The 20736-nt window shown below is 61.4% G+C and carries 10 protein-coding genes; 4 read left to right on the top strand and 6 right to left on the bottom strand.

Annotated features, from left to right (window positions below; genetic code table 11):
• Positions 1–25 precede the first annotated feature (25 nt).
• Positions 26–409 (bottom strand): VOC family protein, encoded by a 384-nt coding sequence (locus tag ACST81_RS03005; protein WP_438751333.1) that lies wholly within the window; start codon positions 407–409, stop codon positions 26–28.
• Positions 409–1218 (bottom strand): DeoR/GlpR family DNA-binding transcription regulator, encoded by an 810-nt coding sequence (locus tag ACST81_RS03000; RefSeq protein WP_438751332.1) that lies wholly within the window; start codon positions 1216–1218, stop codon positions 409–411. Before ACST81_RS03000 ends, ACST81_RS03005 begins: the two co-directional genes overlap by 1 nt.
• A 247-nt stretch (positions 1219–1465) precedes the next feature.
• Between ACST81_RS03000 and ACST81_RS02995 the strand changes: the two genes are divergently transcribed.
• The 3 genes from ACST81_RS02995 (at position 1466) to ACST81_RS02985 (ending at position 4007) form a co-directional block, all read left to right on the top strand.
• Positions 1466–2242, top strand: a complete 777-nt coding sequence (locus ACST81_RS02995; RefSeq protein ID WP_438751330.1) for an amino acid ABC transporter substrate-binding protein — start codon at positions 1466–1468, stop codon at positions 2240–2242.
• A 326-nt stretch (positions 2243–2568) separates the two neighbouring features.
• Positions 2569–3249 carry an amino acid ABC transporter permease gene (locus tag ACST81_RS02990; RefSeq protein ID WP_438751329.1) on the top strand — a complete coding sequence of 227 codons (681 nt, stop codon included), beginning with the start codon at positions 2569–2571 and terminating at the stop codon, positions 3247–3249.
• Positions 3246–4007 (top strand): amino acid ABC transporter ATP-binding protein, encoded by a 762-nt coding sequence (locus ACST81_RS02985; RefSeq protein ID WP_438751327.1) that lies wholly within the window; start codon positions 3246–3248, stop codon positions 4005–4007. The genes ACST81_RS02990 and ACST81_RS02985 overlap by 4 nt, the downstream gene beginning before the upstream one ends.
• Positions 4008–4057: 50 nt before the next feature.
• Here the strand turns inward: ACST81_RS02985 and pyc are convergent, their stop codons facing one another.
• Both pyc and ACST81_RS02975 read right to left on the bottom strand, forming a co-directional pair.
• Complete coding sequence (pyc, locus tag ACST81_RS02980) at positions 4058–7516, bottom strand: pyruvate carboxylase (RefSeq protein ID WP_438751326.1); 3459 nt, start codon at positions 7514–7516, stop codon at positions 4058–4060.
• A gap of 112 nt (positions 7517–7628) precedes the next feature.
• Positions 7629–8369 carry a LuxR family transcriptional regulator gene (locus tag ACST81_RS02975; protein ID WP_438751325.1) on the bottom strand — a complete coding sequence of 247 codons (741 nt, stop codon included), beginning with the start codon at positions 8367–8369 and terminating at the stop codon, positions 7629–7631.
• 447 nt (positions 8370–8816) lie between these two features.
• On the opposite strand from ACST81_RS02975, the gene ACST81_RS02970 reads away from it, so the two are divergent.
• The gene (locus ACST81_RS02970) at positions 8817–10574 is read left to right on the top strand and encodes a glucan ABC transporter ATP-binding protein/ permease (protein WP_438751323.1); all 1758 of its coding nucleotides are present in this window, start codon (positions 8817–8819) and stop codon (positions 10572–10574) included.
• A 160-nt stretch (positions 10575–10734) separates the two neighbouring features.
• On the opposite strand, the gene ACST81_RS02965 is transcribed toward ACST81_RS02970, so the two are convergent.
• Positions 10735–11889, bottom strand: a complete 1155-nt coding sequence (locus ACST81_RS02965) for an OpgC family protein (protein ID WP_438751322.1) — start codon at positions 11887–11889, stop codon at positions 10735–10737.
• Between the two features lie 131 nt (positions 11890–12020).
• Positions 12021–20522 carry a GH36-type glycosyl hydrolase domain-containing protein gene (locus ACST81_RS02960; RefSeq protein WP_438751320.1) on the bottom strand — a complete coding sequence of 2834 codons (8502 nt, stop codon included), beginning with the start codon at positions 20520–20522 and terminating at the stop codon, positions 12021–12023.
• Positions 20523–20736: the final 214 nt, after the last annotated feature.

The following is a 20736-nucleotide window of genomic DNA, read 5'->3' as shown; positions in this document are numbered from 1 at the left end:
TTCTCCTCCCGGTGGGAAACCGGGTTCAGATCATGATTTCGATAATGTTGCCATCGGGGTCCCTGAGGACCGCCTCGTAAAAGCCGTCGCCGGTCATGCGCGGCGGCGAAACCAGAATGTCGCGGCGCGCGGCATTGTCAGCCATGACGTCGACCGCCTCGCGGCTGCCGAGCGACAGCGCCACATGGGCATACCCCGCGCGCTCGACCAGCCCCCCCGGCGTACCGATCCATGGACCCTGCATGATCTCGATGGTCGGCCCGTCGGCGAGTGACAGGAACCGCGAGGCAAAGCCCGGACGCCGAGCGCTTTCATACCGTTCGCCGATCTCGGCGCCGAAGGTTTGAGCCCAGAAGGCGGAAAGACGATCGATATCCGTCGTCCAGAGTGCCACATGTCCGATGCGCATCAGGTCTTTTCCTTGGCTGTTACGACATCGATCCCCATCTCGCGGAAGACGGACAGGGAGATGGCGGAGGTTTCGTCTTCAACGACCAGGATCGTGCAGGCTTTGGCCGGGACGACCGCATGTGGCGCCGATGTGCCGATCTTGTCGGCCGTGACTGCAACCAGGACGGCGGCGCTCTGCTGCACGGCAAGGCGCTTGAAGGCCGCATCCTCATAATCGAAGGCGGTAATACCGGCGCCAGCGTCGATGCCGCAGGCGCCGAGAATGCACAGATCCGGCCGCAACGCGATGATTTCCCGCTGGGCGGCGGAACCAACGGCGCCACCGACCTGCCGGTCGATCCGTCCGCCGATCAGGATGATCTCGACCTCCGGATTGTCCATCAGGGCGGCGGCGATCAGGGGCGTATTGGTGACCGCCGTCAGGCTCATGCCTGCCGGAATGGCCCTGGCGATGGCCAGATTGGTCGAGCTCGCATCGAAAAAGACGGTCATCCCGTCACGGATCAAGGAGGCGGCCGCCACGGCCAGTGCCCGCTTACGCTCCGACGCTTCCCCGACCCGCCGGATCAGGGACGTCCCGCCCGGAGCCAAGGGCAGCGCGCCGCCATAGACCCGCTCGCAGAGACCCGCCGCAGCCATCTCCCGCAGGTCACGGCGGATCGTGTCCTCGGAGACGCCAAATTCACGGGCAAGATCGACAGCCAGCACGCGACCCGACGCGTCGAGGCGATCCTTGATCAGCGTCTGGCGCTGGCGAAGAAGAAGGACGTTTTGCAAGGGCTCGCCCAATCGTGCACAAATCGGCATAAAAATGCGAAAACACGCATACCAAGATTTCAGGCGAATTCAATCCCTCTTTTCCCGGATTTCGCCTGCGCGACGCTTGATTTTTTGATCAGCAGGTCAAAATTCGTCCGATGTGATGAAATTTGACAAAACCTTCGCCGTTTCGCGCCGCATTTGAAGTTTTTTGCGCTCCCTGAAGCGCGATGGCATGCGATTGTCCCGCCATCCCCGGCAGACGGGCCGGATGACAAGAAGAATGGAAAAGACAATGAAACTGGTTCCCACACTCCTCGCCGCTGCCGCCCTTGCCCAGCTGGTCACCTTCGGTACGGCCTTCGCGGGTGAAAACCTCAACGCCATCAAGGCCGCCGGTGCGCTGAAGATCGGCACGGAAGGCACCTACGCGCCGTTCACCTATCATGATGAAAGCGGCAAGCTTGTCGGCTTCGACGTCGAGATCGGCGAAGCCGTGGCACAGAAGCTGGGCGTCAAGGCCGAATTCCTCGAAGGCAAGTGGGACGGCCTGATCGCCGGCCTCGACGCCAACCGCTACGACACCGTGATCAACCAGGTCGGCATCACCGATGCGCGCAAGCAGAAATACGACTTCTCCGAGCCCTATATCGCCTCCAAGGCCGTCCTGATCGTCAAGGCCGACAATGCCGATATCAAGGACTTCCCGGACCTCAAGGGCAAGAAGGCCGCCCAGTCGCTGACGAGCAACTTCGGCAAGCTGGCGCAGGAATCGGGCGCCGAACTGGTCGGCACAGACGGCTTCGACCAGTCGATCCAGCTCGTGCTCACCGGCCGCGCCGACGCGACAATCAACGACAGCCTGTCCTTCCTCGACTTCAAGAAGAAGAAGGCCGATGCACCGGTGAAGATCGCCGCCGAACAGGCCAATGCCGACTACTCCGGCATCATCATCCGCAAGGGCGAGCCGGAACTTCTGGAAGCGATCAACAAGGCACTGGCCGACATCAAGGCCGACGGCACCTATGATGCTATCTCGCAGAAATATTTCGGCGCAGACGTTTCGAAGTAACGACGAAAGTCCCCAACCCCTCCCCACAAGGGGGAGGGGCTTAAACTGCCGCCGCCCCTGTCTTTGAAAACAAGGGGCTGCGGCAGGATTTCTCCCCCTTGTGAGGAGATGGCCGACAGGCCAGAGGGGGACTTCTCCATATGCGATAGCCCTGCCCACAAAGGGGGGCTTGATCCGCGGCACCGTTCCTCCTCCACGAATGTAGATATCTCCCGTCGCAAGTATCCGAAAATCGAGGAAAGCGCGGCGTTTAAGCCCCTCCCCCTTGTGGGGAGGGGTTGGGGAGGGGTATTTGCCATATTGAAAACCGTTCGAGGAAGAAGATCGTGCCCCCTTGGCTTCAACTCATGCTCGATTCGCTCCAGCCGCTTCTCTGGGCGGGGCTGATCTTCACCATACCGCTGACGCTGCTCTCGTTCACGCTGGGGCTGATGCTCGGGCTGCTCACCGCCATTGCCCGATTGTTCGGGCCAAGGCCGCTGGTCACGGTGGCACGGTTCTATGTCTGGGTCATTCGCGGCACGCCGCTGCTCGTCCAGCTCTTCGTCATCTTCTATGGCCTGCCGGCGGTCGGCATCCTGCTTGACGCTTTCCCGGCGGCGCTGATCGGCTTCACGCTCAACATTGGCGCTTATACGTCCGAAATTATCCGCGCCGTCATCTCCTCGGTGCCGCGCGGCCAGTGGGAAGCGGCCTATTCGATCGGCATGAGTTGGGGACAGGCGATGCGCCGGACCATCCTGCCGCAAGCCGCCCGCGTTGCCGTGCCGCCACTTTCCAACACGTTCATTTCACTGGTGAAGGACACCTCGCTTGCCGCCGCCATCACCGTGCCGGAACTGTTCCAGACGGCGCAGCGCATCGTTGCGACCACTTATGAACCGCTGATCCTCTATATCGAGGCTGCCCTGCTCTATCTGGCGCTCAGCTCGGTTCTTTCTGCCCTTCAGGTGCGGCTGGAAAAACGTTTCGCCCGCTATGGCGGCTTCCTGGAGGCGCGCACATGATCGAGCTTACCCATATCGTCAAGCAGTTCGGTGACAATGTCGTGCTGAAGGATATCAGCGTCGCCATCGCCGAAGGTACCGTCACCGCACTGGTCGGCCCCTCCGGCGGCGGCAAGAGCACGCTTCTGCGCTGCGTCAACCTCTTGGAAACGCCGACATCGGGCACAATCAAGCTGGGTGACGAGCAGATCGTTTTTTCCCCGGGCAAGAAGACCGGCTGGGACGCGATCCAGCGACTGCGCCGCCAGACCGGCATGGTGTTCCAGAACTTCCAGCTCTTTCCGCACCAGACGGCGATCGAGAATGTCATGGAAGGTCTCGTCACCGTGCTGAAATGGCCGAAGGAGAAAGCCCGTGCCCGTGCGCAGGAACTGCTGCAAAAGGTCGGCATGGCGCACAAGGCGGACGCCTGGCCCGCCACGCTTTCCGGCGGCCAGCAGCAGCGCGTCGCCATTGCCCGTGCACTTGCGCCGTCACCGCGCGTCCTGCTCTGCGACGAGCCGACCTCGGCGCTCGATCCGGAACTGGCCGAAGAAGTCGTCGAGGTTCTCAACCGGCTGGCGGCCGAAGGTACGACGATGATCATGGCCACGCACGACCTGCGCCTTGCCTCCAAGGTTGCCGATCAGGTCCTGTTCCTCGACGGCGGCCTGATCGTCGAGAGCGGCGCGCCGAAGAACATCTTCCAGACGCCGGAGCGGGAGCGCACGAAGAAGTTCATCTCCTCGCTCAGCGCCGGCAACAATTACGATATCTGAAAAGAAATGGCCGGGTTTTAAGCCGGCCACTTTCAATTGGAAGAAAGCTATCAAGCGCCGTAGACGATCAGCAGATCCTTGGCGTCGATCTGGTCGCCGGTGCGAACCAGCACTTCGGCGATCGTCCCGTCCTTTTCGGCATGCAGCGCCGTTTCCATCTTCATCGCTTCGATCGACAGCAGCACGTCGCCGGACTTGACCGTCTGGCCGGCGGAGACGGAGACCGTCGAGATGACCCCGGGCATCGGTGCGCCGAGATGAGCGGCGTTGGCGAGGTCGGCCTTGCGACGAACGGCCGAGGAGGCGGCCCGGTTGCGATCGGGAACCTTGATCAGGCGCGGCTGGCCGTTGAGTTCAAAGAACACCTTGACCATGGCCTGTTCGTCCGGCTCGGACGTCGCCTGATGCAGGATGACGAGGGAAACGCCCTTTTCGAGCGCCGGCGACAACTCTTCGCCAGCCGAGAGACCGTAGAAATAAGCGGGCGTCGGCAGGACCGAGACCGGACCATAGGTATCGGCGGCCAGCGCGTAGTCGGTGAAGACCTTCGGATACATCAGATACGAGGCGAATTCGAAGTCGGAGACCTCGCGCTCCAGCTTGGTCTCGATGGCCTTGCGCTCCGCATCGAGGTCGGCCGGCGGCAGGAGCGAGCCGGGAACGGCGGTATAGGGCTGTTCGCCCTTCAAGGCCTTGGCCTGCAGCGCCTTCGGCCATCCGCCCGGAGGCTGGCCGAGGTCGCCCTTCAGCATCGAGACGACCGATTCGGGGAACGAGACGTCCTTGGCCGGATTTTCGACATCCGCCACCGTCAGGTCCTGGGACACCATCATCAGCGCCATGTCGCCGACAACCTTGGAGGACGGAGTCACCTTGACGATATCGCCGAACATCTGGTTGGCATCGGCATAGGCCTGCGCCACCTGGTGCCAGCGGGTTTCCAGACCCAGCGAACGGGCCTGTTCCTTGAGGTTGGTGAACTGGCCGCCCGGCATTTCGTGCAAATAGACTTCGGATGCCGGTCCCTTGAGGTCGCTTTCGAAGGCGGCGTACTGGTTGCGCACCGCTTCCCAATAGAAGGAGATACGGCGGATCCATTCCGGATCGAGGCCCGGATCCCGCTCGGAACCCTTGAGCGCCTCGACGATCGAGCCGAGGCACGGCTGCGATGTATTGCCGGAGAAGGCATCCATAGCCGCATCGACCACGTCAACGCCGGCATCGACGGCCGCAAGCACGGTCGCAGCCGAGATGCCCGACGTATCATGCGTGTGGAAATGAATGGGCAGGTCGGTCGCCTCCCGCAATGCTTTGAACAGGACACGTGCCGCGGCGGGCTTCAGGAGGCCGGCCATATCCTTGACCGCGATCATGTGCGCACCGGCCTTTTCCAGCTCGCCGGCAAGCGCTGTATAGTATTTCAGGTCATATTTCGGGCGGGCCGAGTTGAGGATGTCGCCGGTATAGCAGATCGTCGCTTCGCAGATCTTATTCTCCTCGGCGACGGCATCCATCGACACGCGCATGTTGTCGACCCAGTTCAGGCAGTCGAAGACGCGGAAGACGTCGATGCCGCCCTTGGCCGCCTGGCGGACGAAATACTTCACGACATTGTCGGGATAGTTCTTGTAGCCGACGCCGTTGGCGCCGCGCAGCAGCATCTGCAACAGCAGGTTCGGTGCGTCCTCGCGGATACGCGCGAGACGTTCCCACGGATCCTCCGTCAGGAATCGCATGGAGACGTCGAAGGTCGCCCCGCCCCAGCATTCGAGCGAGAAGAGATTCGGCAGCGCCCTGGCATAGGTGCCGGCGACGCGGGCAATATCGTAGGTGCGCACGCGCGTTGCCAAGAGCGACTGATGGCCGTCACGCATGGTCGTGTCCGTCATCAGGACTTGGCTTTGGGCGCGCACCCATTCGGCGAACTTATTCGGGCCGAGTTCGTCGAGCTTCTGCTTGGTGCCCGGCTGGATCGGCGCGTCGATATAGGGAACGACCGGCTTTGCCGCATCCGCGTTCGGCTTCGGACGGCCCTTGGCTTCCGGATGACCGTTGACGGTGACATCGGCGAGATAGGTGAGCAGCTTGGTGGCGCGGTCCTGGCGCTTGACCTGCTGGAACAGCTCCGGCGTCGTGTCGATGAAGCGCGTCGTGTAGCTGTTATCCTTGAACTTCGGATGCGAAATGATCGCTTCGAGGAAGGTCAGGTTGGTGGCGACGCCGCGAATGCGGAATTCGCGCAGCGCACGATCCATGCGGGCGATCGTCTCCTGCGGGTTCGGCGACCAGGCGGTGACCTTCACCAGCAGCGGATCGTAGTAGCGGGTGATGACGGCGCCAGGATAGGCGGTGCCACCGTCGAGACGGATGCCGAAGCCAGAGGCCGAGCGATAGCCGGTGATGCGGCCATAGTCGGGAATGAAGTTCTGCTCAGGATCTTCGGTGGTGATGCGGCACTGCAGTGCATGGCCGTTGAGGCGGATATCTTCCTGTTTCGGGACGCCCGATTCCGGCGTGCCGATCGCAAAGCCCTCGAGGATGTGAATCTGCGCCTTGACAATATCGATGCCGGTCACGACTTCGGTGACCGTATGCTCGACCTGGATGCGCGGATTGACTTCGATGAAGTAGAACTTGCCACTGTCCATATCCATCAGATATTCGACCGTGCCGGCGCCGATATAGTTGGTCGCCTTGGCGATGCTGGTGGAATAGTTGGCCAGTTCCTCGCGCTGTTCTTGCGTCAGGTAAGGCGCCGGCGCACGCTCGACGACCTTCTGGTTGCGGCGCTGCACCGAGCAGTCACGCTCGAACAGATGCACGACATTGCCATGCGTATCGCCGAGAACCTGGCTTTCGACATGGCGGGCACGCTCGACCAGCTTTTCGAGATAGACTTCATCCTTGCCGAAGGCGGCCTTTGCCTCGCGCTTGGCTTCGGTGACCTCGCGGATCAGGTCCTTCGGGTCGCGGATGGCGCGCATGCCGCGACCGCCGCCGCCCCAGGAGGCCTTGAGCATGACGGGATAGCCGATCTCGTCGGCGAGACGCCGGATTTCCGCCTCATCCTCCGGCAGCGGGTCGGTCGCCGGAACGACGGGAACGCCGATCTCGATCGCCAGGTTGCGGGCGGCCACCTTGTTGCCGAGACGGCGCATGGTGTCGCCGGTCGGGCCGATGAAGGTGATGCCGGCTTGATGACAGGCATCGACGAATTCCGGGCTTTCCGACAGCAGGCCGTAACCGGGATGGATCGCATCCGCTCCGGAAAGCTTGGCGACGCGGATCACTTCCTCGATCGACAAATAGCTTTCGATCGGGCCGAGGTCACGGGCCAGATGCGGACCGCGACCGATCTGGTAGCTCTCGTCCGCCTTGAACCGATGCAGCGCGAGTTTGTCTTCCTCCGCCCAGATCGCAACCGTTTTTATTCCCAGTTCATTGGCCGCGCGAAACACGCGAATGGCAATTTCCGAACGGTTGGCGACAAGGATTTTGGAAATGGGCAAGTCGAACTCCTCAAGACTTGAAACGCGGAAATGCTGCACCGCGAAAAGCACTATTAGCGCGTCGTCACAAGAAGTTCAATTTCAGTTTAAGTCATAACGCAACCTTGTTGCGTCAGTTGATCAGGCCCAGCCGGAACGACAATGCAACCGCGTGATGCCGGTTCTTGGCTTTCAGTTTTTCCTGGATGCCGTTCATGTACCAATCGACCGTGTGATTGGAAATATCAAGAACCTTGCTGATCTCGTTCGAGGTCATGCCATCGGCGAGATAATTGAGTGCCTCCATTTCACGCCGCGTCATCTGCACATCGACAGTCGACACCATTTCGGCAAGAACAGCGGGGTCGGTCAGTTCGAGCAGGCGCCAGAACAGCTTCTTGGCGACGCCGTCGAACAGGCTCATCTCGACCGGCGAGAGATCGACGACCCGACCGCCCACGGTCATGTTGCCGAGCAGGCCGCGACGTCCGTGGACCGGGAAGATGTAGCCGTCATGAAGACCGTGATTGCGGGCCTCCACCATCATGCGCTCCATGCGCTTGCGGTGCGGATCGGAGCGGAAGGCAACCGCGGTGTCGCGCCAGCGGAAGCCGCGTTGCGCGTGGCCGAGGAAACGGATCGTCGGGTCGATGATGACGTATTTCTTGCGAATGTAGATTTGCGGCCAGCCATCGGGCCAGCGGCCGGCAAGCAGCAGGCTCAGGGGATTTTCGTCCGGCTTGGGTTGGCGAACGATGCCGTAATAATCAAAGCCGTAGCGATCCAGCAGCCGCTCGAACTCCTGGACGATCTCGTCCCTGCTTCTCATTTCGTCGATGAGCGCCAGAAACTGGACCAGCAGCGTGATATTCATAAAATCCCCTCTAAAAATCAGTGTCCCACGCTCAAATAAACTGCTGCGGCGCAACATGAATGGCTTGTTCAGCACCCATTCATGTTGCAGCCGCGATAATCCGTATCGTCAATCATGAGACTACCTATCACTGCATCGGCACTGAACCGCAAGATGTAAAAAATAGCAGACTATGGATATCTGCCGGAGTGGCGTTTCGCTGCTTCCAGCAACGTATCACAGGCAGGCTTGCACGCTCGACCTCAAAGTTTATTCGATCGTGCAGGCGTGGGTCATGAAGACGAGAGAAGAACAGGAAACGGCAAGGGTTTTTTCTGGGTCGATCCAGATCAGGTCATAAAGACAACCCAGCTGCCCATTCCTCTTCCTTTCTGAACTTATGCCGCGATGCGAATGCCTGTTGCTTTTCATTGCACCGCAAACCAGCTGCCCAAAAGGGATAAGACAGTGTCATTGTTCCAGATCTATGCAAGAGCGCTTCAGTATCTTGCCGTTCACAAGCTTCGCGTCTCCGCGATCGTTATCGCCAATATCGTCTTGGCTGTTATCACGATTGCCGAGCCAATCCTGTTCGGCCGCATCATCGACGCGATCTCTTCCAAGCAGGGCGTCACGCCGATGCTTTTGATGTGGGCAGGCCTTGGCGTGTTCAATACCGTCGCCTTCGTGCTTGTCGCCCGCGAAGCTGACAGGCTGGCGCATACCCGCCGCTCGACCCTGATCACCGAAGCGTTCGGCCGCATCATTTCCATGCCGCTGTCCTGGCACACCCAGCGCGGCACCTCGAACGCGCTTCATACGCTTTTGCGCGCCTGCGAGACGCTGTTCGGCCTCTGGCTCGAATTCATGCGTCAGCATCTCGCCACGGCGGTTGCGCTGACGCTGCTCATTCCGACCGCCTTTGCCATGGATGTGCGCCTGTCGCTGGTCCTCGTGGTTCTCGGGGTTCTCTATGTCATCGTCGGAAAATTCGTCATGACGCGCACCAAGGAAGGTCAGGCTTCTGTCGAGGATCACTATCACACGGTCTTTTCACATGTGTCGGACTCGATCAGCAACGTGTCGGTCGTGCATAGCTACAACCGCATCGAAGCCGAAACCCGCGAGCTGAGGAACTTCACCCAGAAGCTGATCTCGGCCCAGTTGCCGGTCCTCGACTGGTGGGCGCTGGCCAGCGCGCTGAACCGCATGGCGTCCACGATCTCGATGATGGCCATTCTCGTCATCGGTACCTTCCTGGTGCAGAAGGGCGAACTGGGCGTCGGCGACGTCATTGCCTTCATCGGCTTTGCCAATCTCCTGATCGGCCGTCTCGACCAGATGAAGGCCTTCGTGACGCAGATTTTCGAAGCCCGCGCCAAGCTGGAAGACTTCTTCGTGCTGGAAGACTCGGTTCGCGAACGCGAAGAACCCGCCGATGCCGGTGAACTCAATCATGTCCGTGGCGAAGTCGAATTCCGCGACGTTTCCTTCAACTTCGCCAATTCGAACGAAGGTCTGCGCGATGTGAACTTCACGGCCAAGGCCGGCCAGACGATCGCCATCGTTGGCCCGACCGGCGCCGGCAAGACCACCCTCGTCAACCTGCTGCAGCGCGTTCATGAGCCGGCCGGCGGCAAGATTCTGGTCGATGGCATCGATATCTCGACGGTGACCCGCAAGTCGCTGCGCCGCTCGATCGCCACCGTGTTCCAGGATGCAGGCCTGCTCAATCGCTCGATCTGCGATAACATTCGCCTTGGCCGCGAGGATGCCTCGCTCGTCGAAGTCATGGCCGCCGCCGAAGCCGCCGCTGCCGCCGACTTCATCGAAGGTCGCCAGAGCGGTTACGACACCCGCGTCGGCGAACGGGGCAACCGCTTGTCCGGCGGCGAGCGCCAGCGTATCGCCATTGCCCGCGCGATCCTGAAGAATGCGCCGATCCTTGTCCTCGACGAAGCGACCAGCGCGCTCGACGTCGAGACTGAAAACCGGGTGAAAGCTGCGATCGACAACCTGCGCAAGGATCGCACGACCTTCATCATCGCCCACCGCCTGTCGACGGTGCGCGAGGCCGATCTGGTGATCTTCATGGATCAGGGCCGGGTCGTTGAGATGGGCGGTTTCAATGAACTGAGCCACAGCAACGGCCGCTTCGCCGCACTGCTCCGCGCCAGCGGCATCCTGACGGACGACGATGTCCGCAAGAGCCACGCCGCCGCCTGACCGACGAGTTCGATCAACCAAACCTTCCGATCCCCGCGGCCCGCCGCGGGGATTTTTGTATTGTAGGGCGCAGCTCGGGTGGGGCAGACGGGGCAACGCGGTGCGGACAGGAGATGCGCCCGTGGCGGTCTGATATCCGCGGTGAGACGAGCGGGACGGATCAAGCCGGCGCGACTTCCGGCCGGGCCAGTCCGACGATCCAGTCGAGATAGCGGGCATAGGCGAAATGCAGCGCGATGCCGAGCACGACAAACAACGATCCCCAGACGGGATCGCGCCCGGTCACGAACAATAGCACCTGTCCGACCATGGCGAGGATCGTTCCGAAGACGAAGACCGGCAGGGAATGACGCCCGATCATGACTAGCGGATGATCGATCCTCAGCCGCGTCAGCCGATTAAAGATGGGGAAAACGGCGAGCAGATAGGCAAGCGACAGCACATGCAGCAGGCGTGTCAAAGACAGAAAGGTCTTGTCGAAGCCGGTGAGCACGGCCGGCAGTCCGTAGGAAAAGTCGATATTCCACCAGGACAACGACACCCAGAAGAACGACAGCGTCACATAACCGCCGGCGAGGAGGACGAGAACCGGATGGCGCGGCAGGGAATGACCGGCGCGGGCGCGCATCATGCAGATCATGCCGATGACGAAGAGGAACTGCCAGGACCAGGGATTGAGGAACCAGTAGCCCTCGTCGAGGAAATTGAGCGGCACGATCATGAAGATGCCGGCGGCCAGCCAGAGCGTCGCCGATGCCATGAACAACAGGAATGGACTGCGCCCGTAAAGCCAGAGTATCGCGGGCAGGATCAGGAAGACCACCGCATACATGGACAGGATGTTGTTGTAGCCGAGCTGATGGCCAAGCAGGACCATGGCGACGATACCCTGTTCCGTATGATCGACCAGCGGCCGGATGTTGATCTCGCCGACCAAGTCCTGCCGTCCGAAATAGAGCGCGCCGCCGGCAAAGATCGCCAGCGTGATGATACTGGTCATGATATGCGCGACATAGAGCGTGAAGGCCCGCCGCCAGATCTTGAGGCTGAGGGCAAGACGGCGCCCGACGACGAACTTCCGCCCAGAGGCGAGCCCGGCCGAAAGCCCGGAAATCAGCACAAAGGCCTCGGCGGAATCGGAAAAGCCGAAATTCTTCGTCGTCAGGAATTCGAGATATTGCCCCGGCACATGATTGATGAAGATCATGATGAGGCAAAGTGCGCGGTACACGTCAAGGCGTGTGTCGCGAAGAGGCGGTACAATGGCCGCGCGCCCATCGGCGGCAGGCGCGGGAAAATCCAGTTTTTGCAGCATGTAGTCTTGTCTCGTCCGGGTTCAGTGCCCCTGCCCCATCGACGCGATGTGTCCGCCTGTGGTCAAAACAAAACCGGCCTTGCGCCTTCTGGTGCAAAGCCGATCTTTCACGTTTCATGACGCACCGGCAGCTACAACAAAACGCCTTCATGCGCGTTTTTTGTGACAGTATTATTGACGCTCACCACCGGCTCGTCGCTTTCTCCCTGTTTCGTCACGGAAATCGCATAGGCTTTGCCATCGATGTTGAGTGTCGCCGAGAACCCGGTCCAGCTCTTCGGCAGGACAGGCCGGATGATCAGCCTGTCGCCCTGCCTGCGAATGCCGAGAATACCTTCCACGGCAGCGCGATAGAGCCATGCGGCGGAACCTGTATACCACGTCCAGCCGCCGCGCCCCGTCAGCTCGCCATGGCCATAGACATCGGCCGCCACGACATAGGGCTCGACCCGGTAATGGTCGGCGCTGTCGCGGTCAGTGGAGTGATTGACTGGGTTGAGCATCTGGAAGGCGCGCCAGGCGTCCTCGGTGCGGTTCTGGGCCGCAAGCGCCAACACCACCCAGGTAGCCGCATGGGTATATTGCCCGCCATTCTCGCGTACGCCGGGTGGATAACCCTTGATATAACCCGGATCCTGCGCCGTCCCGGACAGAGGAGGCGTGAAAAGCCGGATGATTTGGTGTTCGCTGTCGGCGAGCTCTGAAAGCACCGCATCCATGGCCTGCATCGAGCGTGCGGGATCGCCTTCGCCGGACAGGACGCTCCAGGACTGGGCGATCGAATCGATGCGGCATTCCTTGGCATCGGCTGTGCCGAGCGGCGTGCCGTTGTCGTAATAGCCGCGACGGTAATAGGTGCCATCCCAGCCGGCGGTTTCCAGCGCCTGCTTGAGGACCGGAAGATGCGCCTCCCATGTCTCGACCCGCTTCGTATCGCCACGCTCGCGCGCGATGACGAGGAAGGAGCGCAGCGTGGTGGCGAGGAACCAGCCGAGCCAGACGCTCGTGCCGTGGCCTTCGATGCCGACGCGGTTCATGCCATCGTTCCAGTCACCGCCGAGGATCAACGGCAGGCCGTTGTCACCCTTGCGGGCAATGGCGAGATCAAGCGCGATCGCACAATGTTCGTAGAGGCTGACTCGCCGCTCCGACACGGTGGGCTGGAAGAAGCTGTCATGCTGGCCGGGCTCGAGCGCAGCACCTTCGATGAAGGCGATCTGCTCGTCGAGAATGTCTCTCTTGCCGGTAACCGAGCAATAATACTGCACGGCATGACCGAGCCAGACGACATCGTCGGAGATCAGCGTGCGGACACCGGCACCGGTGCCCGGCAGCCACCAGTGGAGAACGTCGCCTTCGGGGAACTGGCGTGCGGCCGCGTTGAGTATCTGCGCCTTGGCAAGCTCCGGACGGTGGACGATGAAGGCCAATGTGTCCTGCAGCTGGTCGCGGAAGCCGAAGGCGCCGCTGGCCTGATAGAAGGCCGACCGTGCCAGGATGCGGCAACCGAGGCTCTGGTAAGGCAGCCAGGCATTGACCATGTTGTTGAACGCCTTGTCGGGCGTGTCGATCTGAAGAATGCCGGTGAAGTCCTGCCAATAGCTGCGCGACGCTTCCAGAGCGCCTTCGAACGTGGTCTGCCGCGCGGTTTCCAGATGCTCCAGCGCCTGGGCGGCATTGTCGGAATCGCCTATATAGAAGGTCAGGTCGCGGCTCTCGCCGGCCTTGAGCTTCACATCGAGCACGATGGCACCGCAAGGATCACCATCGGCGTCTACCGAACCCGACAGCGCGCCGCCGTCGATCACGGCCTGCGGCGCGTAGATGCTGCCGGCCCTGCCCAGGAACTCGCGTCGGCTGGTGGTGAAACCAACAGGCTTTTCACTCGCCGCCAGGAAGGCGGTCCGGCCGGAATAATCGACGCTGTAGGGATTGGTCGCCAGCACGGCACCGCTTACCTCGTCATGATGCGAGAGGATGAACGGCGCCGTCTTGGCGCGGTTGTTGCCGAGCAGCCATTCCGCATAGAAATAAACCTTGAGGCTGCGCGCCTCGCCGGACGTATTCTTCAGCCGCAGCTGCAGATATTTGACCGGGGCTTGGCGGTGGACCGTCTGGCTGACCTCGACCTCGATCCTGTCCTGCACGCTGTGGAACACGGAATAGCCGAGCCCGTGGCGGGTTTCGAAGGTGACGGACTTGCGGCGCGACAGGGCCGCATAGGGCGTCAGGACCGCGCCGCTGTCCATGTCGCGGATGAAGATCGCCTCACCCGGACGGTTGATCACCGGATCGTTGGTCCAGGACGTCAGCTGATAGTCGCGCGAATTCTTGCCCCAAGTGAAGGCAGCACCTTCCGCCGCCACATGGAAGCCGAAGGTTTCGTTGGAAATGACGTTGATCCATGGCTGCGGCGTCGCTTCGCCACCACGCAGGCGCGTCACATATTCGCGGCCATCCGGCGAGAAGCCGCCATAACCGTTCCAGAACTCCAGCCCGTCGCCAGTAATATCGGCGGCGGCAATTCCGCTGTCTTCATCAATTACAGCCAGAAGAGGCGCAACCGGAGTGTCCTCGTCCTTCACCGGCTTGGTCAGCAGGTTCTCGGCACGGGCGATCTGGTCGGAGATCTTGCCATTGCGGGCATGGAAGACCGCACGCGAGGCCGATAGCAGCGCCGCCCAGGTCTGCGGCTCCATGATATCGCGGCGAACCGCGAAGATATGCTGGCGCGGGCCATCAGGCTGGCCGCGCAGGCGCAGGTTTTCCGCCATGGCATCCAGCGTGTGCTGCATGTCCTGTGCGTAGGATGCGGCGCGTTCGTTGACGATGACGAGATCGGCGGTGACGCCGCGCGAGCGCAGATATTCCTGCGCCTTCAGGGCTTCGCGCGCGATGCCGAGGTCGATGTCGTCGTTGATACGGACGGTAAAGATCGGGAAGTCGCCCGAAATCGCCAGCGGCCAGAGCGCCGATTGCGGCGCAAGACCGGCCTGCACCGTCGATGTATCGGCGCGCAGTTGCATGTCCGGATAGACAAGGTAACGGCCGAGCATCTGGAAGTTGGCCGCTTCCTGCGAGGTGATGCCGACATGGCGCATCTGCACCTGGGAACGGGTCCAGGCGTGGATCATCTCGTGGTTGAAACTGTCCGGGTGGCGATAGCGGTCGATCGCCCGGTCGATGGCGTCGCGGTCGGGTGCGGCTATGGTCCAGAAGATCACGCTGACCTTCTTGCCGGCCGGCACGCGCACGACGCGGCGCAGGGAGACGATCGGATCGAGCGTATAACCGTCGGCGCCCGAAAGCTTGGCGTCGCTGTCGAAGGCCTGCGCCTCGGCAAGCGTTCGGCCAACGCCGATGAAGCGGCGGCGGTCGGTCTCGGCCTCGGTATGCCTTGTGCTCGCGGCATTATCGACGATGAGGTGCGCGACCTGCATGTCGGGTTCGCTCGGGCTGCGCTTGTTACGGGTGACGCGAATGACGTCCCCCTTCGGATCGACTTCGGTGCGCAGGAACATCTTGGCAAACATCGGATGGGCGCTGTCGGTGTCGTCCGTCGTCAGAACGGGCTCGGCGTAGGATGTGACCTCGATGAAGCGGTCTTCCGTGCCCGTATTGAGCAGGATAACCCGGCGACCTTCGGCATCGTGCTCGGTGGCGACGATGCATTCGACTTCGCTGGTGAGATCTCCGACGGTCTTGATGAATTCGGCCTTGTCGTCGCCGAAGCGCGTCATGGTCTTTTCGCCGGCGGCACGGCGCGGTTCGGCCGTCGCCGACCACCAGTCGCCGCTCGTCGTGTCGCGCAGGAAGATGAAGGTGCCCGAACGATCCTCGGTCGGATCGGCCTTCCAACGAGAAACGGTCTGGCCGTTCCAGCGCGAATAGCCAGAACCGGTCGCCGTCAGCATGATCGAGTAATGGCCGTTCGACAGGAACACCGTCTCGCGGTCCTTGGCGAGCGGATTGGTCAGGACGCGGACTTCGGGGCGCAGCAGGTCTTCCTGACCCTTGCCGAGCGATTCCGGCTCCTTCTTGGTGTTGATGATCGGAATATCGCGCGGCGCCTTTTCCTGCAGCAGCAGTTCGGCCGCCTCGATAACCGGATCGGCATGGAACCACTCACGCAGACGCCCATTGAAGACGACGTTGGCGACAGCCGCGATCGACATGCCGTGATGGTGGGCATAGTAGTTGCGCACGACAGCGCAGGTCTTGCCTTCCGGCACGCGGGTCGGAGTGAAGTCGACAGCATCGTGGAAACCGTAGACGCCAAGCGCCCCGAGCGCGCGCAGACGCTCCAGATTGGCGATCGCCGCCTTCGGATCGTACATCGAGGCGAGGATCGACGCATAGGGCGCGATAACGGCGTTCTGGCCAAGGCCACGCTTCAGACCGAGCGTCGGAACACCAAAATTGGTGTACTGATAGGTCAGTTCATGGTCGCGGGCATTGAAGGCCGCTTCCGAAATGCCCCAGGGCGTGCCGAGACGGCGGCCATGGTTCATTTGTTCTTGGACGATCAGGTTGTTGGTCTGGTTGAGGATGCCGCCCTGACGCTCCTGCATGACCAGCGGCGGCATCAGATATTCGAACATCGAGCCGGACCACGAGATCAGCGCGCCGCGCGCGCCGATCGGCACGATCGGACGGCCGAGCTTGTACCAGTGCTCCGTCGGGAGGTCACCCTTGGCTATGGCGAACAGGCTGGTGAGGCGCGCTTCCGACGCCAGAAGGTCGTAGCAGGCCTCGTCCAGTTCGTTGGTATTGACCCGGTAGCCGATCGACAGCAGGCGCCGCTCGGGGCGGAACAGGAAGCTGAAGTCCATTGAAAACGCGATATCACGGGCGCGGTCGCGCAACACGACCAGACGCTGGCGCAGCGTCTCGATGGCACCGAGATCGAACACACCGTCGGCAATATGGGATTCGCAGGTATTGACGAGCAGGGTCGCCCACTTCGTCACTTCGCTGCTCTGGGCGCTCTTGACCTCATGGTCGAGATTGAGCGTCAGCTTCTGGATGTCGCGCGCCAGAACCGCCAGGTTGATCACCCGGATGGAGGCGAATTCGTGTTCGCGCTTGACGGTTGCCAGCGCATTCTGGAAGCCAACGATCCGCTCTTCCATCAGGCGGCGTAGCGGCCGAACCGTCTTGCGGTCATCCGGCAGGTCGCCCAGCACTTCCGACAGGATGGAAGCGACGTCGCCGATACCGTCCAGATTGCCCTGAACATGCGCCGAGGGCGCTTCCGCCCATTCGCGGCACATGGACGAGACCGCGATCAGATGCCCGGCAAGATTGCCGCTATCGACGGCGGAGACGTATTTCGGCTCCATGGTTTCCAGCGTGTCGGTCTTGTACCAGTTGTAGAGGTGACCACGAAATTTCGGCATTCCATCGAGCGTCGAGATCGTTTCCTCGAGGCGGCGAACCGTTTCCTCGAAACCGATCCAGCCGAAATCGCGCGCCGACATGACCGACAGCAGATAGACACCGATATTGGTCGGCGACGTGCGCTCCGCAAGGATCGGATGCGGGATTTCCTGGAAATTGTCCGGCGGCAGGAAATGCTGCTTGGCGGTGACGAATTCCTCGAAATAGAGCCAGGTCCGGCGCGCGATCTTGCGCAGTTCCTCGACGACATTGTCCGGCACGACCAACTGGTCCTCGGTCTCCGCCGACTGGCTGACGAACCAGGCGATGGCAGGCGACAGAGCCCAGAGGATCGCGAAGGGAATGCCGATGAAGGGAAGACCCGTGTCCGAGATCGCGGCAAGCGCCAGCGAAATCACCGACAGGACCGGAACCATCCACATCGACCGGTAATAATCCCAGACCGTGCCGCCGGCCGAACTCTGAACCTGGGCTGCCGTGCGCCATTCCAGCATCAGCTTTCCGGAAACGAAGGTTCGGTAGACGGAGCGGCAGATGGCATCCGCCATCATGGCGGCGGAATGGGCGATGAAGACGATGCGAAGCACGACCTGAGCGTTCGCGGACTGGATTTCCGAGATCACGGCATGCAGGTGTGCGCGCGCGACGATATCGTTGCGGCGCGGCATGATGCCCGAGACCAGCGACATGGTCGGCGCGACGAACAGGCTGAAGATCAGCACGAACTGCCAGATCAGCGCCTGGGTCGGCTCCATGTAGTACCAGCCCATCACCGACGCGATCAGCCAGGCGACCGGGATCAGCGAGCGGCGCAGATTGTCGTACATCTTCCAGCGGCCAAGCATGCTGACGCCGTTGGAGAGGTTGAACAGGTAAGGCAGAAGCTGCCAGTCGCCCCGCGCCCAGCGATGCTGGCGCGACATCTCGACCTCGTAACGGATCGGGAAATCCTCGACCAGCTCGACATCGCTGACCAGCGCGCAATGCGCCAGCGACCCTTCCAGAAGGTCATGGCTGAGAACGGCATTTTCCTCGATCTTGCCCTTCAGGGCCGCCTCGAAGGCATCGACGTGATAGAGGCCCTTGCCGGTGAACGTGCCTTCGCCGGCAATATCCTGGTAGACATCGGAAACGGTGAAGACATAGGGGTCGATACCGCGATTGACCGAAAAAATACGCTGGAACATCGAGGCATCACTGCCCGTCGTCAGCGACGGCGTGACGCGCGGCTGCAGAATGCCGTAGCCGGCCGTCACCTTCTGCGTGACGGGATCGACGACCGGACGGTTGATCGGGTGATAGAGTTTGCCGACCAGCTTAGTCACAGCATCGCGCATCAGGCGCGTATCGGAATCCAGTGTCATGACATATTGGACATTGTCCGGCACCGTGTTGGCCCCGGCGAGGAAGCTCGTATCGCTGTCGCCGCGCAGAAGCAGGTTCAGCTCGTGCAGCTTGCCGCGCTTGCGCTCCCAGCCCATCCAGGCGCCTTCGGCCTCGTTATAAAGGCGGCGGCGATGCAGGAGATAGAAGCGCGTACGGCCGTCATGCGCGTAGCGCGCACTCAGCGTCTCGATCTCCCGCTTGGCATATTCGAGCACGTCGAGATCGGCGGCGGTCTCTTCCTCCTTCGAATCTGTCCAGTCGCTCAGAAGAGCGAAGTAAATCTCGCCCTTCGGATTGGCGAGATAGTGGACTTCGAGATTGCGCACGAGCTCGTCGACATGATCGCGCTTCGAAATCAGACAGGGCACGACGACGAGGGTGCGGGCATCCTGCGGAATGCCTTCGAGGAATTCATACCCGACAAGGCGCGTCGGCGTGACGAATAGGGTCACCAGCGTGTTGAAGAACCCGGCGGCCCCTTCCGAGGCCGGCAGGGCAAACAGCAGCAGCATGATCAGCTTGGCGCCCGTCGGAATTTCCATCGGGCTGACGAAGACATAGACGGCGATCATCGCCAGGATGGTCAGCACGATATTCGGGCCGGCAATCGCCAGCCAATCCAGCTTGCGACCGACCCGGATGATGTTCTGCGACACCGAGGGCCGGTAATCGATCTTGGCTTCCAGCAATCGACGCTGCTTGCCGACGAGGAAACTGCCGACATTCGGCTCATGTGGCGCGGCACTCGTATCCACATCGGCGCTTACCTGCTCCTTGACCATGTCGAGCGCGATATGGGTGACTTCGAGTTCTGTATATTCCGAGCGGCGGGCCAGCCGTTCGATCGTGTTGCGGTACTTGTTGCGCGAACCGAAATCGAGCGAGGAATAATCCGAGCCCTGGCGCAGCGCATCATCGAGCTTGCTGACGCTTTCGAACCAGACGGCCCAGTCATTGTCGTCGATTTCGCGCAGGCTGCGGATGATGTTGCTCATCGTCGCATTGCCGGAGGACAGACGGTTCTGCTCGGCGACCAGCGCCTCCTCGACATGTGAGCCGCGCTTTTCAAGCTGGTCTTCCAGCCATGTGATCACGAAGCTCGATGTCTGCGACCCGTCGCGCAGGCGATAGAGAAGCTGGGCGACGAAGGTATTGTCGGCACAGAGCGGCTGGGCTTCGGCCAGAATCGACTTGAACTTTTCCGGATCTCCGAGGCGGACGATCTGGTCGGCCACATCATTGGCCTTATTGCGCATGTTGCGTGAGCGATCGACGCGGATGGCAATGCGGCGCAGGTTCTCGATCAAAACGAAGCGAAGGATCGAAGGCAGCGCCCAGAGTTCGCCGATCTTGAAGGTCTCATGCCGCTGGAAGCCCTCGACCATCGCAGTCAGGCTTTCGCGCGAGACGGTGCTATGGGTATGAGCGACATAGAGCCAGGCCATCGCCATGGTCGTCGGGATCGTCGTGCCCTGCACAGAAAGCGTCGGGAGTTGGCGGTAGAATTTGCGCGGAAAATCACGCCGCACTTCCTGAATGGATTCCTCGACGAGATAATGGTTGTCCAGCAGCCACTCGGCGGCTGGCGTGATCGAGGCGCCAGCCTCCACATCAGTCGCCGTCACCTTGTAGACGCGGAAAATTTCGTTTTCGTTTTCACGATGCCGCGGACGGAATTCGAAGGGGAAGAAACCCGGCAGACTGGACACGCCATCGCGGGCGAGAGCCGCACCGCATTCCCGAAGCTCGTCGATGGTGAAATAGGTCGAGCGGATCGAATCGTTATAATCGATCGGCTTGGTTTCGGCTTCGCGCGCGGGCGTGGTCGGCGTGTTGTGAAGAGGCATGGGTACGGGTTCTGAATCCAAGCGGTGTTGAGGGATCCGGCCGTCATCATCTGGCCGGATGGGCTGCTGCCCTGATGTCTGGCTCTGCGCCACCATAGTCCTAAAGCCCCGTCATCGCTTTGCCGAAAACCATCGGGCTTCGCGCAGGCGGGAAACCATTGTCGTCGGCATTGCCCGAACGGGCGGTGGAAAGAATGAAGGCGGCAGTCGCTTC

Source organism: Pararhizobium sp. O133 (assembly GCF_051669845.1).
In the GTDB taxonomy this organism is placed as follows: domain Bacteria; phylum Pseudomonadota; class Alphaproteobacteria; order Rhizobiales; family Rhizobiaceae; genus Pararhizobium.
This window is presented reverse-complemented; position numbering and strand designations above follow the sequence as displayed.

Bases quoted from the DNA above. Each gene is read 5' to 3' on its own strand.
- ACST81_RS03005 (WP_438751333.1), bottom strand. From the start codon at position 409: ATGCGCATCGGACATGTGGCACTCTGGACGACGGATATCGATCGTCTT.
- ACST81_RS03000 (WP_438751332.1), bottom strand. From the start codon at position 1,218: ATGCCGATTTGTGCACGATTGGGCGAGCCCTTGCAAAACGTCCTTCTT.
- ACST81_RS02995 (WP_438751330.1), top strand. From the start codon at position 1,466: ATGAAACTGGTTCCCACACTCCTCGCCGCTGCCGCCCTTGCCCAGCTG.
- ACST81_RS02985 (WP_438751327.1), top strand. From the start codon at position 3,246: ATGATCGAGCTTACCCATATCGTCAAGCAGTTCGGTGACAATGTCGTG.
- ACST81_RS02975 (WP_438751325.1), bottom strand. From the start codon at position 8,369: ATGAATATCACGCTGCTGGTCCAGTTTCTGGCGCTCATCGACGAAATG.
- ACST81_RS02965 (WP_438751322.1), bottom strand. From the start codon at position 11,889: ATGCTGCAAAAACTGGATTTTCCCGCGCCTGCCGCCGATGGGCGCGCG.
- ACST81_RS02960 (WP_438751320.1), bottom strand. From the start codon at position 20,522: ATGCCTCTTCACAACACGCCGACCACGCCCGCGCGCGAAGCCGAAACC.